The sequence below is a fragment of the Streptomyces sp. DSM 120436 genome (assembly GCF_055778765.1).
Map to the genome: position 1 here is coordinate 1879348 of NZ_JBSKBS010000001.1, position 20529 is coordinate 1899876.

Consider the following 20529-nt stretch of genomic DNA (forward strand, 5'->3'; position numbering starts at 1 on the left):
GTGCTGACCCTTCACGTCGCCGAGGCCTCGCCCGGGGCCGCCGTGCTGGTCGACGGCGCGCGGATCGCCGCCGTCGGCCCGTACGAGGACCTGGCCGCCGCCCGCCCGGACGCCCGGCTGCGGCGGTGGCCCGGCATCCTGACGCCCGGACTGCTCAACCCGTACGGCCCGGAGCTGTTGGAGCAGGCCTACCACCCCGACCCGCGCGAGGCGGACCGGCTCGGCACCGAGCCGCTGTTCGGGCTGCGGGCGCGGGCCCTCCTCGCCTCCGCGCCCTCCGCGCGGGGCGCCAGCGCCCGGCGCGGGGTGCAGCGTCTGCTGGCGCACGGGACGGTCGCCGTCGCCGGTGAGATCCGCGGCCGGGAGGCCCTGGACGCCGTGCGCCGGGCCGGACTCGCCCTGGCGGGGCGCCCGCCCGCGCTGCCCGGGCCCCCGGCGCTCTCCCCGGTGCCGCTCGTGCTGCTGCCGGCCCTCACCGCCGGGAGCCCCGCCCGGTTCGCGGTGTTCGACGTGCCCGACCGCGACGGACTGGTCCGGCAGGGCGCGGCCACCTGCGTGGCCACCGTGGTCGGCGGGCGCCTGGTCCACCGCCGGCGCTGAGACCGCTCGCGCCCGTGCCGGTACGCCGCCGTCGGCGGGCGGGGGCGCGGCTGCAAGAATGGGCCCGTGACCCGCGCATCCCTGGACAAGCAGCCGCACGAAGTCGCCTCGATGTTCGACGACGTCGCGGAACGGTACGACCTGACCAACGACGTGCTGTCCCTCGGACAGGACCGGCGCTGGCGCAAGGAGGTCGCGAAGGCGGTCGGCGCGCGGCCCGCGCAGAAGGTCCTGGACCTGGCGGCCGGCACCGGCACCTCCTCCCTGCCCTTCGCCCGCACCGGCGCCTACGTCGTGCCCTGTGACTTCTCCCAGGGCATGCTCCGGGTCGGCAAGCGGAACAACGCCTGGCTGCCGTACACGGCCGGCGACGCGACCCGGCTGCCGTTCAAGGACGACGTGTTCGACGCCGTCACCATCTCCTTCGGCCTGCGCAACGTGCAGGACACCGACGCCGCGCTGCGCGAGATGCACCGGGTGACCCGGCCCGGCGGACGCATCGTCATCTGCGAGTTCTCGCACCCGGCCTGGACGCCGTTCCGCACCGTCTACACCGAGTACCTGATGCGCGCCCTGCCGCCGGTCGCCCGCGCGGTGTCGTCCAACCCGGACGCGTACGTCTACCTCGCCGAGTCCATCCGCGCCTGGCCCGACCAGCCCGCGCTGGCCGAACGGCTGAAGGACGCCGGCTGGTCCAAGGTGGCCTGGCGGAACCTCACCGGCGGTGTGGTGGCCCTGCACCGGGGCTTCAAGGAGAGCTGAGCACCACCACGGGCGTCCCGGCGCCCGGCTCCTCCAGCGCGCGCCGCGGCCCGCCCGGCGACGGCAGCGGGGCGCGCGGCTCGCGCGCCCCTCCGCCGCCCTCGCCCTCGTCCTCGCCCTCGTCGAAGTCCAGCCACACGTACACCACGGAGTGGCGGGGCACGGGGGTGCCGGGCTGCGGGTACTGGCGGACCACGTGGTCCACGACGGCGTGCGGGAAGTCCGGGCGGCCGGGCGCGTCGACGGACAGGCCCCGCGCGCGGGCCGACTCGCGCGCGTCGACGGCCATCAGTCCGACCAGGCGCGGCACGCGCACGTCGCCGGTCCCGTGTCCCTCGGGTGTCCTGCGCATGGACGTCACCCCCAGCGGTACCGGCAGGGCAGGCCGGGGGCGCGTCCGACGGAAGCAGTCCGTGATGATCCGTGACAGACCGTCACGCGGGGCGGTCGGTCGCGGGGGGTGTCAGAGGTCGAGGCGGTAGCAGTGGCACTCCTCCCGCGTGGTGGGGAGGGTGAGCGTCTCGGCGAGACGCATCCCCAGCCGCCGGGTCACCGCGATCGAGCGGGTGTTGCGGGCCTTCACCATCGCCACCACGCCCGTCAGGCCCGCCGCGCGCACCCGGTCCAGCGTCTCCAGGGCCGCCGCCGTCACATAGCCCTTGCCCCAGTGCTCGCGGGCGAGCCGCCAGCCGATCTCGATCTCGCCGGTGGGACCCCACGCGCGCTCCCAGGGCTGGGCGCCGGTGAAGCCGACGACCCGCCCCTCCTCGTCGAGCACGCTCCACAGGCAGAAGCCCCGTTCGGCGTCGTGCCGCCGCTGGCGGGCGGTGAGCTCCTCGTAGACCGACAGCCCGGCGGGCCGGCCGCCGTGGAACTCCATGACGTCGGGGTGGGCGAAGATGCGGTGCCAGGTGACGGCGTCCTCGTCGGTGGGGACCCGCAGCCGTACGGCGGGGAGAGCTCGGTTCACGGGGCAGCCCTTCAGCCGGGTGATCACGTCCGCTGAATAGACTGCCTGTGTCCAGTGCCGGTCGGCACGAAGATTTCGAACCTTGGGGAGATCCCGCCGTGACCGAGCCCCTCTCCGACAACACCGCCGATGTGATCGTCGTGGGCGCGGGGCCAGCCGGCTCCACCACCGCCTACCACCTGGCCCGGTCCGGCCTCGACGTGCTCCTGCTGGAGAAGACCGAGTTCCCGCGCGAGAAGGTGTGCGGCGACGGCCTCACCCCGCGCGCCGTGAAGCAGCTCGTGGCCATGGGCATCGACGTCTCCGAGGAGTCCGGCTGGCTGCGCAACAAGGGCCTGCGCATCATCGGCGGCGGCGTCCGCCTCCAGCTGGACTGGCCGGATCTCGCCTCCTTCCCGGACTACGGACTCGTGCGCAAGCGCGACGACTTCGACGAACAGCTCGCCCGGCAGGCGCAGAAGGCGGGCGCCCGGCTGTACGAGCGCTGCAACGTCGGCGCGCCGGTCGTCGACGACCGCACCGGCCGCATCACCGGCGTCAGGGCCAAGCTCGGCGAGGACAAGCGGGAGGTCACCTTCCACGCCCCGCTGGTGGTGGCCGCCGACGGCAACTCCACCCGGCTGTCCCTCGCGATGGGGCTGCACCGGCGCGAGGACCGCCCGATGGGCGTGGCCGTGCGGACGTACTTCACCTCGCCCCGCCACGACGACGACTACCTGGAGTCCTGGCTGGAGCTGTGGGACCGGCGCGGCCCGCAGGACCGGCTGCTGCCCGGGTACGGCTGGATCTTCGGCATGGGCGACGGCACCAGCAACGTCGGCCTCGGCGTGCTCAACACCTCCGACTCCTTCAAGGAGCTGGACTGGCGCGAGGTCCTCAAGGCCTGGTGCGCGTCCATGCCGGAGGACTGGGGCTACACCCCGGACAACATGACCGGCCCGATCCGCGGCGCCGCCCTCCCCATGGCCTTCAACCGCCAGCCGCACTACACGCGCGGGCTGCTGCTGGTCGGCGACGCGGGCGGTCTGGTGAACCCGTTCAACGGCGAGGGCATCGCCTACGCGATGGAGTCCGGGCAGCTCGCCGCCGACGTCATCGTCCAGGCGCACGCGCGCTCCACCCCGGCCCAGCGGGAGATCGCCCTCCAGCGCTACCCGCGCGTCCTGAAGGACACCTACGGCGGCTACTACACGCTCGGCCGCGCCTTCGTGAAGCTCATCGGCAACCCGAAGATCATGCAGATCGCCGCCCAGCGCGGCCTCACGCACCCCCTGCTGATGAAGTTCACGCTGAAGCTCCTCGCCAACCTGACCGACCCCACGGGCGGCGACGCGATGGACCGCATCATCAACGGCCTGAGCAAGGTGGCGCCGAAGGCGTGAACCACCGGGCGGGCGGCCGGAGCCGGCGGGCATGTCCGGCGGCTCCGGGCGCGGTGTCCGATCGTGATCGTCGTGTGACGCGTCCGTGAACAACTGATCGGCTCCGAGCGGTGTCGAACGGGACGTGACCCAGCCGGGCACGTCCCGTTCGGCGGAATCCGACGAAATTCGACGAAAGAGCCTTTCATGACACAGCAGGCGAGACGGCTGCGCGCGCGGCTCGCGGCGCTGGGAGCGGCGGGCGTCACGGCGCTGGCCGCCGCGGGGGTCCAGGGCGCGGCCCACGCGGCCGACGCCCCCCTCCCGGTGGTGATCACGGGCGAGGACCGGGTGGACCTGTCCCTCCACTCGGACAACGGCGACCCCACCGAGCCGCAGGTCGACCTCCGGCTCGACGTCCCGGGCGAGGAGTTCGAGGGCGACGGCGACATCCCGCCGGTGCACCTCGGGGACTACACGATCCGCATCGACGCCCGCGGGCTGGAGGGCGTCGCGCGGGCCGACCTGCCCTGCGAGGCCGACGGCCCGGTCGCGGTCTGCACGGGCCACGACCTGTACGCGGGGACGACGTACAACCGGATCGGCGGCATCCGGCTCGACCTCACCGACGACAGCGAGGCCGGGGACACCGGCAGCATCGTCGTCACCGGCGAGGGCGAGGGGCTGGACTTCACGCCGCTCACCATCGACGTGCGCGTCGGCGGTCCCGAGCTGCTCAACCGCGCACTCTCCCTGCCCGACGACCTGAGGGCCGGCGGCACCTTCGAGCCGCCGCTGGGCGTGATGAACGTCGGCCGGCTGCCGTCCGAGGGCGCGGTGCTGCGGCTGTACGGCTCGCGCGGACTGTCCTTCCCGGACGACCACGGCAACTGCTCGTCCACCGAGGTGAACACCGGCCCGCTGCTGCGGCAGCACACCGAGGTGCTCTGCACCTTCCCGGACACCCTCGACGCGGGGGCGGCGTACGCCCTGTCCCGGCCGGTGCGGGTGGAGGCCGCGGACTTCGCGCTGCACGACATCTTCTCCTACTCGTTCCGGCCTCTGGCGCCGGGCGAGGAGAAGACGCTGCACCAGGGCGAGGGGCGCCGGCGGGGCAGCGGACCGGACCTGACGCTGCGGCGGGCGGCCGGGGACACCGACCCCGCGGAGTACACCCGGTACGCCGAGCTGGACCTCCCGACGACCAACACCTACGACCTGGAGCTCACCGGAGCCTCGGCGTCCGGCGCGGCCGGGGACACGGTCACGGCGGAGATCGGGATCCGCAACAACGGGCCGGCCTGGATCAGCGCGCTGCGCTCCGGCGGCGAGCCGTTCTCCTTCACGGTGGTCGCGCCCGAGGGAGCGACCGTCACCTCGGCGCCGAAGCAGTGCCGGACCGTCACCGTCGACGGCAGCGAGCCCGGTCACCGCTGCTCGGTGGCCACCCCGATGCTGGAGGACGCGCGGGTGACCTTCCCGTTCGAGCTGCGCGTCGACCGGGTCGTGGAGGGCGCCAAGGGCCGGGTGGCGCTGCCCGACTGGGACAACCCCTTCGACTCCGACCCGTCGAACGACGTCGCGTGGATCGTGCTGAACGCCCCCGGCGAGCCGGGCGACGACGGCACGGGCGGCTCGGACGGCGGCCCCTCGGACGACCCGTCCGCCCCCGGCTCCGGTGACGGGGACGGCTCCGACGACGGCACCGGCGCCGGCACGGACGACGCGGACGGTGCGTCCGGCGCGTCCGGCGGCGGTGCGGGCGACGACGCCGACGGCGGTCTGGCGCTCACCGGCGCGCAGGGCGTGGGCCTGCTCGGCGGCGCGGCGCTGCTCGCGCTGGGGCTCGGCGCGGCCGTCGTGGCGCTCCAGCGGCGTCGCGCCCGCGGCGCCGGGGAGGCGGCCGCCTGATCCGCGCGTCGCTGTGACGCCCCTGTGGGGGCCGGAGTCCGCCATGGCGGACTCCGGCCCCCGTGGCGTTGCCGGGGCCCCGTGAGGGCCCGTCACGGGGCGCGGTGAGGGCCGCGGTGGCTCCCCGCGCGCTTCCGACGCGCGCCGCGTGCGGGGCAATCGGGGCAACACGGTGATCTCGTCTCCCGGAGGGGCCGGGAGACGCGGAGGGGCCGGGAGACGCGGAGGGCCGCCGCCTCATCGAGGCAGCGGCCCTTCCGTCCGTGGGGAGGCGTGGGTCAGAGCACCCGCACCGCACCCGACGCCGGGTAGCCGGAGAGGTCCTGGATGACGACGCCCTTCGCGGAGTTGGCGGCGTCCAGGTACTGGCCGTTCCCGATGTAGACACCCACGTGGTACGCGGAGCCCTTGCCGCCCCAGTACAGGATGTCGCCGGGCTGGATCTGCGACAGCGGGATGTCGGTGCCCACCATCGACTGGTCCTGGGAGACGCGCGGCAGGTCCACACCGACCTGCTTGAACGCGGCCTGCACCAGGCTGGAGCAGTCCCAGGCGTTGGGCCCGGTGGCGCCCATGACGTAGGCGTCGCCCACCTGCGCGTGGAGGAAGGAGAGGACCGTCGCGACGCTGCCGCCGGCCGGTGCGGAAACCGAGGCGGAAGCGGATGCGGAAGCGGTCGTGGTCTCCGTGGTGAGCGAGGGACGCTCGGTGTCGCGCGCCGCGCGCTCGGCGGCCGCCTGGCGGGCCTTCTCGGCCGCCTCCTCCCTCGCCTTGGCCTTCTTCTTGGCCTCGGCCAGGTCCGCCTTGGCCTGCTTCGCGGCCTCGGCGGCCGCCGCGTCACGCTCGGCCCGCAGCTGGTAGTTGGCGGCCGCCTGCTGGGTGGCGTCCGCGGACTGGGCGACCTGAGCGGCCAGGTCGGCCGTCAGGGTGGGCAGTTCGAGGGTCTGCGTCACCGGCTCGGCGGCGTTGGCCGAGCCGGACGCCCCGGCCACTGCCAGGGTGCTGAGGACGCCACCGGCGACTCCGGCCCGCACCGCGATCGTGGAGGTCGCGGTACGGCGGGGCTTCCGGTGGCTGCGTATGGGAGCGGTGTGGGACATGGGAACAACCGGTACCAGGGGCTGCTTCATATCTTCAAGAAACGTGTGCTGCGCCACAGTTGTTCAATCGAGCGCCCAAATCTCCCGCTCAGCCCTCTCCATTGACGCCACAACGGACATTGCGGGCGGCCGTGACCGGGCCGTGATCACGCACTTTCATCGTTACGCCCGAATTGCTCCTCGCCTACCACTGGTTGAGGTGGTTGGCCAAGCCCTGCTCCTGAGGGTCTCTCAGGAGTGTGATGGAGGTCACGGAACGATCGGGGCCGTCAGGGCGTCCACCGGTCCCGCGTGCCGCGTCGCGGGGGGCGCTTGTCCGGTTCGCGGCTCCTGAGGCGCCCCTGGCGGGGGGAAGTGCCCCGATTGTCCGGCCGGGTCGGCGGCTCGGCCGGCCGGGTCGGCGGCTCGGCCGGCCGGGCCGGCGACGGGGAGGGGTCGCCGGCCTCGGGCCCCGGGCGCCGGACTTCGTGAACGCGTGCACACGTCCACATCGCGTTCCGTGATCCCTCCGAGGTGTGAACGCCGCCTCTATCAAGGCGGGCCGTCCAACGCCAATTTGCATGCAGAGGAATCGTCTTGATATGGAGACTCTTCCCTCGCGACCCCTCTGAGCTGCACCGACGGATCAAGATGTCACCTTTGGTGATCGCGCGAACGCTTGGAGTGTGAAGATCACCGCTCATCCGACTTCATGATCGTTCGTCAGGTGGTGGAGATCACAAAGCTTGTGGAAGACCCCGTGTCGCAGATCACAGACCCACAGGCATAAGATGCGGAGCGGTTGGGCTTGTGACCTGCTTCACATGTTCTCGATCTTCGCCGGGGCGGGCGTGGTTCGAGGGGCGTACGGGGCGGGAGTGAGCCCGATGCACACCTCCCCCCAGGTCTCGGCTTCGCTCGACCGGGGGGACCCCCATGCAGTCAATGCCGACTGAGAGGAGCGAGGAGCGGTGAACGCGTATGCGCCCATCCTCGTACTGGGAGCCCTCGGGGCAGGCTTTGCGATCTTCTCCGTGGTCATGGCCACGCTGATCGGTCCGAAGCGGTACAACCGGGCGAAGCTCGAGGCCTACGAGTGCGGCATCGAGCCGACCCCCACGCCGGCCGGCGGCGGGCGCTTCCCCATCAAGTACTACCTGACGGCGATGCTCTTCATCATCTTCGATATCGAGATCGTCTTCCTCTACCCCTGGGCCGTCACCTTCGACGCCCTGGGGCTTTTCGGGCTCGTGGAGATGCTGCTCTTCGTGCTCACCGTCTTCGTCGCGTACGCGTACGTATGGCGGCGCGGCGGCCTGGAATGGGACTGAGGGGCCATAAGTCATGGGACTCGAAGAAAAGCTGCCGAGCGGATTCCTGCTGACCACCGTCGAGCAGGCCGCGGGCTGGGTGCGCAAGTCGTCCGTCTTCCCCGCCACGTTCGGCCTCGCCTGTTGTGCCATCGAGATGATGACCACCGGCGCGGGCCGCTACGACCTGGCGCGCTTCGGCATGGAGGTCTTCCGCGGCTCGCCGCGGCAGGCGGACCTCATGATCGTCGCCGGGCGGGTCAGCCAGAAGATGGCGCCGGTGCTCCGGCAGGTCTACGACCAGATGCCGAACCCCAAGTGGGTGATCTCCATGGGGGTCTGCGCCTCCTCGGGCGGCATGTTCAACAACTACGCGATCGTCCAGGGCGTCGACCACGTCGTCCCGGTCGACATCTACCTCCCCGGCTGTCCGCCCCGCCCCGAGATGCTGCTGGACGCCATCCTCAAGCTCCACCAGAAGATCCAGAGCTCCAAGCTCGGTGTGAACGCCGAGGAGGCGGCCCGCGAGGCGGAGGAGGCGGCGCTCAAGGCCCTGCCCACGATCGAGATGAAGGGGCTGCTGCGATGAGCGACGCGAACGGCACCGCGGGCGGCGGCGTGAACCCCGAGAAGGAGCTCTCCGCCGAGAACCTCCCCGGCCAGCGAGGACAGGGCGGCGAGGAGATCCGCGTCCAGCGCGGCATGTTCGGCGCCGACAACGGCGGCGACACCTCCGGTTACGGCGGCCTGGTCCGCTCGGTCCGGCTCCCGGGACCGGCGACCCGTCCCTACGGCGGCTGGTTCGACGAGGTCGCCGACGAACTGGAGGGCGCCCTGGAGGAGCAGGACCTGCTCCCGGAGAACGCCATCGAGAGGACGGTCGTCGACCGCGGCGAGATCACCTTCCACATCGAGCGCGAGCACCTGGTGCGGGTGGCGAGGACCCTGCGCGACGACCCGGCGCTGCGGTTCGAGGTGTGCACCGGCGTCAGCGGCGTGCACTACCCCCACGACAAGGGGCGCGAGCTGCACGCCGTCTACCACCTGCGCTCGATCACCCACAACCGGGTGATCCGCCTGGAGGTCAGCGCGCCGGACAGCGACCCGCACATCCCGTCGCTGTGCTCCGTCTACCCGACGAACGACTGGCACGAGCGCGAGACGTACGACTTCTTCGGCATCGTCTTCGACGGTCACCCGGCCCTGACGCGGATCATGATGCCGGACGACTGGCAGGGCCACCCGCAGCGCAAGGACTATCCCCTCGGCGGCATCCCCGTCGAGTACAAGGGCGCCCAGATCCCGGCTCCGGACCAGCGGAGGTCGTACTCGTGAGCACTCCCAACCCGTCGTCCGACCACCACCCCTCATCGAGTCCCTTCGGGACCACCTCTTCAACGGCACCCCCCCGTGAAACCACCGAGGGCACCGTCTACACCGTCACCGGCGGCGACTGGGACGAGGTCGTCGAGGCCGCGGCCAAGGCCGACGACGAACGCATCGTCGTCAACATGGGTCCGCAGCACCCGTCCACCCACGGAGTGCTCCGGCTGATCCTGGAGATCGACGGCGAGACGGTCACCGAGGCCCGCTGCGGCATCGGCTACCTCCACACCGGCATCGAGAAGAACCTCGAGTACCGGACGTGGACCCAGGGCACCACGTTCGTGACGCGCATGGACTACCTGACGCCGTTCTTCAACGAGACGGCGTACTGCCTCGCGGTCGAGAAACTGCTCGGCATCGAGGACCAGGTGCCCGACCGCGCCTCGGTCATCCGGGTGCTCCTGATGGAGCTGAACCGGCTCTCCTCCCACCTGGTGTGCCTCGCCACCGGCGGCATGGAGCTCGGCTCCACCACCATCATGATCTACGGGTTCCGGGACCGTGAGCTGATCCTCGACGTCTTCGAGCTGATCACCGGCCTGCGGATGAACCACGCGTTCGTCCGCCCCGGCGGACTCGCCCAGGACCTGCCGCCCGGCGCGGTCGACCAGATCCGCGAGCTCGTCAAGAAGATGCGGAAGAACCTCCCGGAGTACGACAAGCTCGCCACCGGGAACCCCATCTTCAAGGCCCGTCTGCAGGACGTCGGTTACCTGGACCTGGCCGGCTGCATGGCCCTCGGCATCACCGGCCCCGTCCTGCGCTCCACCGGCCTGCCGCACGACCTGCGCAAGGCGCAGCCGTACTGCGGCTACGAGACGTACGACTTCGACGTCCCCACCGCCGACACCTGCGACTCCTACGGCCGCTTCCTGATCCGGCTGGAGGAGATGCGCCAGTCGCTGCGCATCGTCGAGCAGTGCCTGGACCGGCTGGAGCCGGGACCGGTCATGGTCGCCGACAAGAAGATCGCCTGGCCCGCCCAGCTCGCCCTGGGACCCGACGGACTGGGCAACTCCCTCGACCACATCAAGCAGATCATGGGCACCTCCATGGAGGCCCTGATCCACCACTTCAAGCTGGTCACCGAGGGCTTCCGCGTCCCGCCCGGGCAGGCGTACACGGCCGTCGAGTCGCCCAAGGGCGAACTCGGGGTGCACGTCGTCTCCGACGGCGGCACCCGCCCCTACCGGGTCCACTTCCGCGACCCGTCCTTCACCAACCTGCAGGCCGTGGCGGCGATGTGCGAGGGCGGCCAGGTCGCCGACGTCATCGTCGCCGTCGCGTCCATCGACCCCGTGATGGGAGGCGTCGACCGGTGACCACCTCTTCTTCCGAGCGGGGCGTCAGCCTGGGCATGCCGGAACTGCCCGCGCCGGCCTACCCGGACGACGTCCGGGCCCGGCTGGAGACCGACGCGCGGGCGATCATCGCCCGTTACCCGGACTCCCGGTCCGCCCTCCTGCCGATGCTGCACCTGGTGCAGTCGGAGGAGGGCCACGTCACGCGCACCGGCATGCGGTTCTGCGCGGAGATGCTGAACCTGACCACGGCCGAGGTGACCGCGGTCGCCACCTTCTACACCATGTACCGGCGCCGTCCGAGCGGCGACTACCAGGTCGGGGTGTGCACCAACACCCTGTGCGCGGTCATGGGCGGCGACGCCATCTTCGAGGAAGCTCCAGGAGCACCTGGGCGTCGGCAACGGCGAGACCACCGCCGACGGCAAGGTCACCCTGGAGCACATCGAGTGCAACGCGGCCTGCGACTACGCGCCCGTGGTGATGGTCAACTGGGAGTTCTTCGACAACCAGACCCCCGAGAGCGCCAAGCGCATGGTGGACGACCTGCGCGCCGGCCGCCCGGTCGCACCCACCCGCGGCGCGCCGCTGTGCACCTTCAAGGAGACCGCCCGCATCCTGGCCGGCTTCCCCGACGAGCGGGAGGGCGCCGTCGAGGCCACCGGCAGCGCGGGCCCCGCCTCCCTGGTCGGCCTGAAGCTGGCCAAGGGCGAGGCCGGCCCCGCGCGCGTGGTGCACCCGCGCGGCGAGGCGCCGCAGGACACCCCGCCGCACGAGCCGTCGCCCACCGAGCACCTCAGCTCGCACGACGCGCCACAGGACACATCGGCCTCCGATCCGTCGCACCCGGCCGGACCCGTCGCCGAGGAGGGGGAGTGATGACCTTGGCACCCGAACTGAAGGACACGAGCCCGGAGAAGCTGCTCGCGCCGGTGCTGTCGGCCTTCTGGGACGAGGAGAAGTCCTGGACGCTCGACGTCTACCGCAGGCACGACGGCTACGAGGGCCTGCGCAAGGCGCTCGCCATGTCGCCGGACGACGTCATCGCGTACGTCAAGGACTCCGGACTGCGCGGACGCGGCGGCGCCGGCTTCCCGACGGGCATGAAGTGGCAGTTCATCCCGCAGGGCGACGGCAAGCCGCACTACCTCGTCGTCAACGCCGACGAGTCGGAGCCCGGAACCTGCAAGGACATCCCGCTGCTCTTCGCCAACCCGCACAGCCTCATCGAGGGCATCGTCATCGCCTGCTACGCCATCAGGTCGTCGCACGCCTTCATCTACCTGCGCGGCGAGGTCGTCCCCGTGCTGCGCAGGCTGCACGCGGCCGTGCGCGAGGCGTACGCGGCCGGTCTCCTCGGCAAGGACATCCTGGGCAGCGGACTCGACCTCGAACTCACCGTGCACGCGGGCGCGGGCGCGTACATCTGCGGTGAGGAGACCGCGCTGCTCGACTCCCTCGAGGGCCGCCGCGGCCAGCCCAGGCTGCGTCCTCCCTTCCCCGCCGTCGCGGGCCTCTACGCCTGCCCCACCGTGGTGAACAACGTCGAGTCCATCGCGTCGGTTCCCGCCATCATGAACCGGGGCAAGGACTGGTTCCGCTCGATGGGCAGCGAGAAGTCCCCGGGCTTCACGCTCTACTCCCTCAGCGGCCACGTCGCGAGCCCCGGCCAGTACGAGGCGCCCCTCGGCATCACCCTGCGCCAGCTGCTCGACATGAGCGGCGGGATGCGGCCGGGCCACCGGCTGAAGTTCTGGACGCCGGGCGGCTCCTCCACGCCGATGTTCACCGACGAGCACCTCGACGTCCCCCTCGACTACGAAGGGGTCGGCGCCGCGGGCTCGATGCTCGGCACCAAGGCGCTGCAGTGCTTCGACGAGACCACCTGCGTGGTCCGCGCCGTCACCCGCTGGACCGAGTTCTACGCCCACGAGTCCTGCGGCAAGTGCACCCCCTGCCGCGAGGGCACGTACTGGCTCGTCCAGCTGCTGCGCGACATCGAGGCCGGCAAGGGCCGGATGTCCGACCTCGACAAGCTGAACGACATCGCCGACAACATCAACGGCAAGTCCTTCTGTGCCCTCGGCGACGGCGCCGCCTCGCCGATCTTCTCGTCGCTCAAGTACTTCCGCGAGGAGTACGAGCAGCACATCACGGACCGTCGCTGCCCCTTCGACCCGGCCGCGTCGACGGCCTGGGCCGACCGTACGGAGGTGCACGCATGACTGTGACCACCAACGCTCCCTCCGGAGGGGGAGGGGCGGCGGTCCCGCCCGAGGACCTCGTGACGCTGACCATCGACGGCGCCGAGATCAGCGTGCCCAAGGGCACCCTGGTCATCCGGGCCGCCGAGCAGCTCGGCATCGAGATCCCCCGGTTCTGCGACCACCCGCTGCTCGCGCCGGCCGGCGCCTGCCGCCAGTGCATCGTGGAGGTCGAGGGCCAGCGCAAGCCCATGGCGTCCTGCACCATCACCTGCACCGACGGGATGGTGGTGAAGACGCAGCTCTCCTCGCCGGTCGCGGAGAAGGCCCAGAAGGGTGTGATGGAGCTGCTGCTCATCAACCACCCGCTGGACTGCCCGGTCTGCGACAAGGGCGGCGAGTGCCCGCTGCAGAACCAGGCGATGTCGCACGGCAACGCCGAGTCCCGCTTCGAGGGCAAGAAGCGCACCTACGAGAAGCCCGTCGCGATCTCCACGCAGGTGCTGCTGGACCGCGAGCGGTGCGTGCTGTGCGCCCGCTGCACCCGGTTCTCCAACCAGATCGCGGGCGACCCGATGATCGAGCTGATCGAGCGGGGCGCGCTGCAGCAGGTCGGCACCGGCGAGGGCGACCCGTTCGAGTCGTACTTCTCCGGCAACACCATCCAGATCTGCCCGGTCGGCGCGCTCACCTCGGCCGCGTACCGGTTCCGCTCCCGGCCCTTCGACCTCATCTCGTCGCCGTCGGTGTGCGAGCACTGTTCCGGCGGCTGCGCCACCCGCACCGACCACCGACGCGGCAAGGTCATGCGGCGGCTCGCCGCCGAGGACCCCGAGGTCAACGAGGAGTGGATCTGCGACAAGGGCCGCTTCGCGTTCCGGTACGCGCAGCAGCGGGCCCGGCTCGACACCCCGCTGGTGCGCAACGCGGAGGGCGACCTCGAGCCGGCGTCCTGGCCGGACGCGCTGCGGATCGCGGCGCAGGGCCTGCTCGCCTCGCGGGGCCGCACCGGTGTGCTGACCGGCGGCCGGCTCACCGTCGAGGACGCGTACGCGTACAGCAAGTTCGCCCGGGTCGCGCTCGCCACCAACGACATCGACTTCCGGGCGCGCGTGCACAGCACCGAGGAGGCCGACTTCCTCGCCGCGCGCGTCGCGGGCCGCGGCCGTGACCTGGACGGCACGGGCGTCACCCACACCTCCCTGGAGAAGGCGCCGGCCGTGCTGCTGGTCGGCTTCGAGTCCGAGGAGGAGGCGCCCGGCGTCTTCCTGCGGCTGCGCAAGGCCTGGCGCGCGCACGGGCAGCGCACCTTCGCGCTGGCCACGCACGCCACGCGCGGCCTGACCAAGGCCGGCGGCACGCTGCTGCCGGCGGCCCCCGGCACCGAGACCGAGTGGCTGGACGCACTGGCGAGCGGCGTCGGCCTGGAGGGCGACGGCGCCGCGGCCGCCGAGGCGCTGCGCGCCGAGGGCGCGGTGGTCGTCGTCGGCGAGCGGCTGGCCGCCGTACGGGGCGGGCTCACCGCGGCCGTGCGGTTCGCCACCGCGACCGGCGCCCGGCTGGTGTGGATCCCGCGCCGGGCCGGGGAGCGGGGCGCGATCGAGGCGGGCGCGCTGCCGTCGCTGCTGCCGGGCGGCCGCCCGGCGACCGACCCGCGCGCCCGGGAGGAGGTGGCCGCCCTCTGGGGAGTCGCCGAGCTCCCGCACCGCTACGGCAGGGACACCGCCCAGATCGTCGAGGCGGCCGCGCGCGGCGACCTGCAGGCGCTGCTCGTGGCGGGTGTGGAGGTCGCCGACCTGCCCGACCCGGCCCGTGCGCGGGCCGCGCTCGCCGAGGCCGGGTTCGTGGTCTCCCTGGAGCTGCGGCCCGGCGAGGTCACCGAACTCGCCGACGTGGTGCTGCCGGTGGCCGCGGTCGCCGAGAAGGCCGGCACCTTCCTCAACTGGGAGGGCAGGGTGCGGCTGTTCGAGGCGGCGCTCAAGCCGGACCAGATGACCCGGCGGGTCGCGCCCACCGACGCGCGCGTGCTGCAGATGCTCGCCGACGCCATGGACGTGCACCTGGGCCTGCCGGACCTGCGCACGATCCGCTCGGAGATCGACCGGCTCGGCCTGTGGGACGGCCCGCGCGCCGCCGACCCGGTGGAGACCGCGGGCGCCCTGCCCCGGCCGGCCGCCGGCGAGGCGGTGCTGGCCGGCCACCGGCTCCTGCTGGACCTGGGCGTGCTGCAGCAGGGCGACGAGGCGCTGGCCGGCACCCGGCACGCCGCCCCCGCCCGGCTGTCGGCCGCCACGGCCGCCGAGGTCGGCGTCAAGGACGGCGACCCGCTCGCGGTGACCGGCCCCGCCGGGACGCTCGAACTGCCGCTGTCCGTCACCGAGATGCCCGACCGGGTGGTCTGGCTCCCGCTGAACTCCACGGACGGCGGCGTCGCCTCCGGCACCGGGGCGCTCCCCGGCTCCCTCGTCCGCATCGGCCCGGCGACCCTCGCCGGCGAGGCTCCCCAGGAGGTGGAGGCATGAGCCCGTACCTCGCCGCTGAAGACCTCTCGATGTTCGGCCGCGACCCCTGGTGGCTGATCGCCCTCAAGGCGGTGTTCTGCTTCGCCTTCCTGATGGTGACCGTGCTCCTCAGCATCGTCATGGAGCGCAAGGTCGTCGCCTGGATGCAGCTGCGCGTCGGCCCCAACCGGCACGGCCCCTGGGGCATGCTCCAGTCGCTCGCCGACGGCGTGAAGCTGATGCTGAAGGAGGACGTCGTCGTCAAGCGCGCGGACAAGGCGGTCTACGTCCTCGCGCCGATCGTCGCGGCGGTCCCCGCCTTCATGGCGTTCGCGGTGATCCCCTTCGGGCCGGCCGGCAACGAGATCTCGATCTTCGGCCAGCGCACCACGATGCAGCTCACCGACCTGCCGATCGCGGCGCTGTACATCCTCGCGGTCGCCTCGGTCGGCATCTACGGCATCGTCCTGGCGGGCTGGAGCTCCGGCTCCACCTACCCGCTGCTGGGCGGTCTGCGCTCCTGCGCCCAGATGATCTCCTACGAGATCGCCATGGGCGCCGCGTTCGCCTCGGTGTTCCTCTACTCGGGGTCGATGTCGACGTCGACGATCGTCGGGCAGCAGGCCGACCGCTGGTACGTGCTGCTGCTGCCGGTGTCGTTCCTCATCTACATCGTGACGATGGTCGGCGAGGTCAACCGCGCCCCGTTCGACATGCCGGAGTCCGAGGGCGACCTGGTCGGCGGCTTCAACACCGAGTACTCGTCGATCAAGTTCGCGATGTTCATGCTCGCCGAGTACATCAACATGGTGACCGTCTCGGCGGTCGCGGTGACCCTCTTCCTGGGCGGCTGGCGGGCCCCCTGGCCGGTCAGCACCTTCTGGGAGGGCGCGAACCACGGCTGGTGGCCGATGCTCTGGTTCACCGGCAAGCTGCTCACCCTGCTGTTCTGCTTCGTCTGGCTGCGCGGCACGCTCCCGCGGGTCCGCTACGACCAGCTGATGAAGCTCGGCTGGAAGGTCCTCATCCCGGTCTCCCTGGTGTGGCTGATGGCGGTCGCCACGGTGCGGGCGCTGCGCAACGAGAACTACGCGTTCGCCGACATCGCGCTCTACATCGCCGCCGGCGTCCTCGTCCTGCTGCTGCTCTCCTTCGTCGCGGACATGTTCCGCGGCCGGGGCGAGGACGCCGCACAGCCCGCGGAGCAGCCTCCGTTCGACCCGATGGCGGGCGGGTTCCCCGTGCCGCCGCTGCCCGGGCAGGAGCTGCCCCCGGTGCCGCGGCGCCGTCCGCGTCACGAGCGGGAGCTCGTTGTCAGTGGCGGACCGGATACTCACAGTGACGAATCGCAGGGTGGACCTACGGATGGAAAGGAGGCGTCCGATGGCTGAGGAACCGAAGGACACCAAGCCCGGTTTCCTGAACCCCGTGGCCGGCTTCGGCGTGACCTTCAAGGCCATGTTCAAGAAGCGGCTCACCGAGCAGTACCCGGAGCAGCAGAAGACCACCGCTCCGCGCTTCCACGGACGGCACCAGCTCAACCGCCATCCGGACGGCCTCGAGAAGTGCGTCGGCTGCGAGCTGTGCGCCTGGGCCTGTCCCGCCGACGCTATCTACGTCGAGGGCGCGGACAACACGGAGGAGGAGCGCTACTCGCCCGGCGAGCGGTACGGCCGCGTCTACCAGATCAACTACGCCCGCTGCATCCTGTGCGGCCTGTGCGTCGAGGCGTGCCCCACGCGCGCGCTGACGATGACCAACGAGTTCGAGCTGGCCGACTCCAGCCGGGCGAACCTCATCTACACCAAGGAGCAGCTGCTCGCCGGCCTGGAGGAGGGCATGGTCGAGGCCCCGCACGCCATGTACCCGGGCACGGACGAACAGGACTACTACCGCGGCCTGGTGACCGAGGCCGCGCCCGGCACGGAGCGTCAGGTCGCCCACTCCAAGGGCGAGGTGGTCCAGGAGGCCGAGTCCACGTTCGGCCCGGAGGAGCCGGCCTCGGAGAAGGTGATCGGGCGATGACCGAGCAGCTCGCCGCCTACTCGACCTCGACCGGCGAGGCCGTCCAGTTCTGGATCCTGGGCACCGTCGCCGTGATCGGCGCCCTGTGCACCGTCTTCATGCGGCGGGCCGTGCACAGCGCGCTCTGCCTCGCCGGAACCATGATCATCCTTGCGGTGTTCTACCTGGCCAACGGCGCCTACTTCCTGGGCGTCGTGCAGATCGTCGTCTACACCGGCGCGATCATGATGCTGTTCCTGTTCGTGGTGATGCTGGTCGGCGTCACGGCCGCGGACTCCCTGAAGGAGACCATCAAGGGCCAGCGCTGGCTGGCCCTGCTGTGCGGCCTCGGCTTCGGCATCCTGCTGGTCGGCGGCATCGGCAACGCCTCGCTGAACGAGTTCAGCGGCGTCGGCGAGGCCAACGCCGGGGGCAATGTGCAGGGCCTCGCCTCCCTGATGTTCACCCGGTACGTCTTCGCCTTCGAGATCACCGGCGCGCTGCTCATCACGGCCGCCGTCGGCGCCATGGTGCTCACCCACCGGGAGCGCACCGAGCGGGCCAGGACCCAGCGCGAACTGGCCGAGCAGCGCGTCCGCGAGGGCACGTACCTGCCGCCGCTGCCCGCGCCCGGCGTCTACGCCCGGCACAACGCGGTGGACATCGCGGGCCTGCTGCCCGACGGCACCCCGTCGGACCTCACCGTCAGCAAGACGCTGCGGGACCGCGGCCAGGTCCGTGACGTGTCGCGGGAGGCGATCAACGACCTGCGGGCGATGGAGCAGCGCGCGGAGGAGCGTCTGGAGCGCCGCGCGATCGAGCCGCCGACCTTCAAGCGGTCCGAGGAGGCGTCGAAGTGAATCCCGTCAACTACCTGTACCTGGCGGCGCTGCTGTTCACCATCGGCGCCACCGGTGTGCTGATCCGGCGCAACGCGATCGTGGTGTTCATGTGCGTCGAGCTGATGCTCAACGCCTGCAACCTCGCGTTCGTCGCCTTCTCCCGCATGCACGGCAACCTCGACGGCCAGATCATCGCGTTCTTCACGATGGTCGTCGCCGCCGCGGAGGTCGTGGTGGGGCTGGCGATCATCGTGTCCCTGTTCCGTTCCCGCCACTCGGCCTCGGTCGACGACGCCAGCCTGATGAAGCTGTGAGGGGCTGCTGAATCGTGGAGAACCTGATTGCGCTGCTGGTGGCGGCGCCTCTGCTCGGAGCGGCGGTCCTGCTGTGCGGCGGACGCCGGCTGGACGCCGTCGGCCACTGGATCGGCACGGCCCTGGCCGCCGTCTCCTTCGCGCTCGGCCTGGTGCTCTTCACCGACCTGCTGGGCAGGGGCGCCGAGGACCGCACCGTCGTGCAGCACCTGTTCAGCTGGATCCCGGTGGAGGGCTTCCAGGCGGACGTCGCCTTCCGGCTCGACCAGCTCTCGATGACGTTCGTGCTGCTGATCACCGGCGTCGGCTCGCTGATCCACCTCTACTCCGTCGGGTACATGGAGCACGACGAGCGGCGCCGCCGCTTCTTCGGCTACCTGAACCTCTTCCTCGCGGCGATGCTGATCCTGGTCCTCGCCGACAACTACCTGCTGCTGTACGTCGGCTGGGAGGGCGTCGGTCTCGCCTCCTACCTGCTGATCGGCTTCTGGCAGCACAAGCCCAGCGCGGCCACGGCCGCGAAGAAGGCCTTCCTGGTCAACCGCGTCGGTGACATGGGCCTGTCCATCGCGATCATGCTGATGTTCCTGTGGTTCGGCACCTTCGCCTTCGGGCCGGTGCTCGGCGGCCACGGGGAGGCCGGTCTCGCCGGCGAGGCGGGCGAGGGCAAGCTGACCGCGATCGCCCTGATGCTGCTGCTCGCCGCGTGCGGCAAGTCCGCCCAGGTGCCGCTGCAGTCCTGGCTCGGGGACGCGATGGAGGGCCCGACCCCGGTGTCGGCGCTCATCCACGCCGCGACCATGGTGACCGCGGGCGTCTACCTGATCGTCCGCTCCGCGGCCGTCTTCAACGGCGCCCCGGACGCCCAGCTCGTCGTGACCATCGTCGGCGCGGTCACGCTGCTGTTCGGTGCGATCGTCGGGTGCGCCAAGGACGACATCAAGAAGGCGCTGGCCGGCTCGACCATGTCGCAGATCGGCTACATGGTGCTGGCCGCGGGCCTCGGCCCGATCGGCTACGTCTTCGCGATCATGCACCTGGTGACGCACGGCTTCTTCAAGGCCGGCCTCTTCCTCGGCGCCGGTTCGGTCATGCACGGCATGAACGACGAGGTCGACATGCGCCGTTACGGCGGCCTCAGGAAGTACATGCCGGTCACGTTCGTCACCTTCGGGCTCGGCTACCTGGCGATCATCGGCTTCCCGGGCCTGTCCGGCTTCTTCTCCAAGGACAAGATCATCGAGGCGGCGTTCGCCAAGGGCGGCACCGAGGGCTGGATCCTCGGCGCCTGCGCCCTGCTGGGCGCGGCCGTCACCGCGTACTACATGACGCGCGTGATGCTGATGACGTTCTTCGGCGAGGAGCGCTGGCGCAACGCGCCCACGCCGTCCCCGGCCGCCCCGGACGTCGAGCCGGCCGCCGAGACGCGCGGGGAGTACGAGCCGCCGCACCCGCACGAGTCGCCGAAGAGCATGACGGTCCCGATGATCGTGCTGGCCGTCGGATCGGTCGCGGGCGGCGCGTTCTTCAGCATCGGGGACCGCTTCATCCACTGGCTGGAGCCGGTCACCGGGCACGCCCACGGCCACCCGCCGGTCAGCGCGCTGACGGTGACGCTGTCCACGGTCGCGGTCATGGTGATCGGCGTGGCGGTCGCCTGGGCCCAGTACGGACGGCGTCCGGTGCCGGCCGTCGCCCCGCGCGGTTCGCTGCTCACCCGGGCCGCCCGCCGGGACCTGCTCCAGGACGACTTCAACCACGTGGTCCTGGTCCGCGGCGGCGAACACCTCACCCGCTCGCTGGTGTACGTCGACCACACCCTGGTCGACGGGGTCGTCAACGGCACGGCCGCCTCCGTGGGCGGCCTGTCCGGGCGGATGCGCAGGCTGCAGAACGGCTTCGCGCGGTCCTACGCGGTCTCGATGTTCGGCGGCGCGGCGGTCCTCGTCGCCGCGACCCTGCTGATGAGGGCGGTCTGATACCG

Annotated in this window: 18 protein-coding genes and 1 pseudogene; 16 read left to right on the top strand and 3 right to left on the bottom strand. The window is 71.6% G+C overall.

Annotated features, from left to right (window positions below):
• Both ACWH4W_RS08650 and ACWH4W_RS08655 read left to right on the top strand, forming a co-directional pair.
• Positions 1-600, top strand: coding sequence for an imidazolonepropionase-like domain-containing protein (locus ACWH4W_RS08650; RefSeq protein WP_473075216.1), 600 nt, complete (start codon positions 1-3; stop codon positions 598-600).
• Between the two features lie 66 nt (positions 601-666).
• Positions 667-1362 carry a demethylmenaquinone methyltransferase gene (locus ACWH4W_RS08655; RefSeq protein ID WP_473075217.1) on the top strand — a complete coding sequence of 232 codons (696 nt, stop codon included), beginning with the start codon at positions 667-669 and terminating at the stop codon, positions 1360-1362.
• Here ACWH4W_RS08655 and ACWH4W_RS08660 read toward each other — a convergent pair.
• Positions 1349-1714 carry a PASTA domain-containing protein gene (locus ACWH4W_RS08660; RefSeq protein WP_473075218.1) on the bottom strand — a complete coding sequence of 122 codons (366 nt, stop codon included), beginning with the start codon at positions 1712-1714 and terminating at the stop codon, positions 1349-1351. The two genes, ACWH4W_RS08655 and ACWH4W_RS08660, sit on opposite strands and share 14 nt — an antisense overlap.
• Positions 1715-1825: 111 nt before the next feature.
• Positions 1826-2332, bottom strand: coding sequence for a GNAT family N-acetyltransferase (locus tag ACWH4W_RS08665; RefSeq protein WP_473075219.1), 507 nt, complete (start codon positions 2330-2332; stop codon positions 1826-1828).
• A 98-nt stretch (positions 2333-2430) separates the two neighbouring features.
• On the opposite strand from ACWH4W_RS08665, the gene ACWH4W_RS08670 reads away from it, so the two are divergent.
• Both ACWH4W_RS08670 and ACWH4W_RS08675 read left to right on the top strand, forming a co-directional pair.
• Positions 2431-3714 (top strand): geranylgeranyl reductase family protein, encoded by a 1284-nt coding sequence (locus ACWH4W_RS08670; protein ID WP_473075220.1) that lies wholly within the window; start codon positions 2431-2433, stop codon positions 3712-3714.
• A gap of 186 nt (positions 3715-3900) precedes the next feature.
• Positions 3901-5604, top strand: a complete 1704-nt coding sequence (locus ACWH4W_RS08675) for a hypothetical protein (RefSeq protein WP_473075221.1) — start codon at positions 3901-3903, stop codon at positions 5602-5604.
• Between the two features lie 278 nt (positions 5605-5882).
• Here the strand turns inward: ACWH4W_RS08675 and ACWH4W_RS08680 are convergent, their stop codons facing one another.
• Positions 5883-6734 carry a C40 family peptidase gene (locus ACWH4W_RS08680; protein ID WP_473075222.1) on the bottom strand — a complete coding sequence of 284 codons (852 nt, stop codon included), beginning with the start codon at positions 6732-6734 and terminating at the stop codon, positions 5883-5885.
• Between the two features lie 920 nt (positions 6735-7654).
• Here ACWH4W_RS08680 and ACWH4W_RS08685 point away from each other — a divergent pair.
• The 12 genes and pseudogenes from ACWH4W_RS08685 to nuoL all read left to right on the top strand — a co-directional run bounded on the left by ACWH4W_RS08685 (position 7655) and on the right by nuoL (position 20524).
• Positions 7655-8014: an NADH-quinone oxidoreductase subunit A gene (locus ACWH4W_RS08685; RefSeq protein WP_007490928.1), complete on the top strand. Its 360-nt coding sequence runs from the start codon at positions 7655-7657 to the stop codon at positions 8012-8014.
• 13 nt (positions 8015-8027) lie between these two features.
• Positions 8028-8582, top strand: a complete 555-nt coding sequence (locus ACWH4W_RS08690; protein WP_030565381.1) for a NuoB/complex I 20 kDa subunit family protein — start codon at positions 8028-8030, stop codon at positions 8580-8582.
• Positions 8579-9328 carry an NADH-quinone oxidoreductase subunit C gene (locus ACWH4W_RS08695; protein ID WP_473075223.1) on the top strand — a complete coding sequence of 250 codons (750 nt, stop codon included), beginning with the start codon at positions 8579-8581 and terminating at the stop codon, positions 9326-9328. The genes ACWH4W_RS08690 and ACWH4W_RS08695 overlap by 4 nt, the downstream gene beginning before the upstream one ends.
• Positions 9325-10701: an NADH-quinone oxidoreductase subunit D gene (locus ACWH4W_RS08700; protein ID WP_473075224.1), complete on the top strand. Its 1377-nt coding sequence runs from the start codon at positions 9325-9327 to the stop codon at positions 10699-10701. Before ACWH4W_RS08695 ends, ACWH4W_RS08700 begins: the two co-directional genes overlap by 4 nt.
• Positions 10702-10847: 146 nt before the next feature.
• Positions 10848-11559: pseudogene (gene nuoE / locus ACWH4W_RS08705) on the top strand (NADH-quinone oxidoreductase subunit NuoE).
• Positions 11559-12905 carry an NADH-quinone oxidoreductase subunit NuoF gene (nuoF, locus tag ACWH4W_RS08710; protein ID WP_473075225.1) on the top strand — a complete coding sequence of 449 codons (1347 nt, stop codon included), beginning with the start codon at positions 11559-11561 and terminating at the stop codon, positions 12903-12905. Before nuoE ends, nuoF begins: the two are co-directional and overlap by 1 nt.
• A complete protein-coding gene (locus ACWH4W_RS08715; RefSeq protein WP_473075226.1) occupies positions 12902-15406 on the top strand; it encodes an NADH-quinone oxidoreductase subunit G in 2505 nt (834 codons plus the stop codon). The genes nuoF and ACWH4W_RS08715 overlap by 4 nt, the downstream gene beginning before the upstream one ends.
• Positions 15403-16776, top strand: coding sequence for an NADH-quinone oxidoreductase subunit NuoH (gene nuoH, locus ACWH4W_RS08720; protein ID WP_473075227.1), 1374 nt, complete (start codon positions 15403-15405; stop codon positions 16774-16776). Before ACWH4W_RS08715 ends, nuoH begins: the two co-directional genes overlap by 4 nt.
• Positions 16769-17410, top strand: coding sequence for an NADH-quinone oxidoreductase subunit NuoI (gene nuoI / locus ACWH4W_RS08725; protein ID WP_473075228.1), 642 nt, complete (start codon positions 16769-16771; stop codon positions 17408-17410). The genes nuoH and nuoI overlap by 8 nt, the downstream gene beginning before the upstream one ends.
• On the top strand, positions 17407-18249 hold the full coding sequence (locus ACWH4W_RS08730) for an NADH-quinone oxidoreductase subunit J (RefSeq protein WP_473075229.1): 843 nt from the start codon (positions 17407-17409) through the stop codon (positions 18247-18249). The genes nuoI and ACWH4W_RS08730 overlap by 4 nt, the downstream gene beginning before the upstream one ends.
• A complete protein-coding gene (gene nuoK, locus ACWH4W_RS08735; RefSeq protein ID WP_004927567.1) occupies positions 18246-18545 on the top strand; it encodes an NADH-quinone oxidoreductase subunit NuoK in 300 nt (99 codons plus the stop codon). The genes ACWH4W_RS08730 and nuoK overlap by 4 nt, the downstream gene beginning before the upstream one ends.
• Positions 18546-18559: 14 nt before the next feature.
• A complete protein-coding gene (gene nuoL / locus ACWH4W_RS08740) occupies positions 18560-20524 on the top strand; it encodes an NADH-quinone oxidoreductase subunit L (protein ID WP_473075230.1) in 1965 nt (654 codons plus the stop codon).
• Positions 20525-20529: the final 5 nt, after the last annotated feature.

Coding starts and splice junctions, on each gene's coding strand:
- ACWH4W_RS08660 (WP_473075218.1), bottom strand. CDS start 1,714: ATGCGCAGGACACCCGAGGGACACGGGACCGGCGACGTGCGCGTGCCG.
- ACWH4W_RS08675 (WP_473075221.1), top strand. CDS start 3,901: ATGACACAGCAGGCGAGACGGCTGCGCGCGCGGCTCGCGGCGCTGGGA.
- ACWH4W_RS08680 (WP_473075222.1), bottom strand. CDS start 6,734: ATGAAGCAGCCCCTGGTACCGGTTGTTCCCATGTCCCACACCGCTCCC.
- ACWH4W_RS08690 (WP_030565381.1), top strand. CDS start 8,028: ATGGGACTCGAAGAAAAGCTGCCGAGCGGATTCCTGCTGACCACCGTC.
- ACWH4W_RS08695 (WP_473075223.1), top strand. CDS start 8,579: ATGAGCGACGCGAACGGCACCGCGGGCGGCGGCGTGAACCCCGAGAAG.
- nuoF (WP_473075225.1), top strand. CDS start 11,559: ATGACCTTGGCACCCGAACTGAAGGACACGAGCCCGGAGAAGCTGCTC.
- ACWH4W_RS08715 (WP_473075226.1), top strand. CDS start 12,902: ATGACTGTGACCACCAACGCTCCCTCCGGAGGGGGAGGGGCGGCGGTC.
- nuoH (WP_473075227.1), top strand. CDS start 15,403: ATGAGCCCGTACCTCGCCGCTGAAGACCTCTCGATGTTCGGCCGCGAC.
- nuoI (WP_473075228.1), top strand. CDS start 16,769: ATGGCTGAGGAACCGAAGGACACCAAGCCCGGTTTCCTGAACCCCGTG.
- ACWH4W_RS08730 (WP_473075229.1), top strand. CDS start 17,407: ATGACCGAGCAGCTCGCCGCCTACTCGACCTCGACCGGCGAGGCCGTC.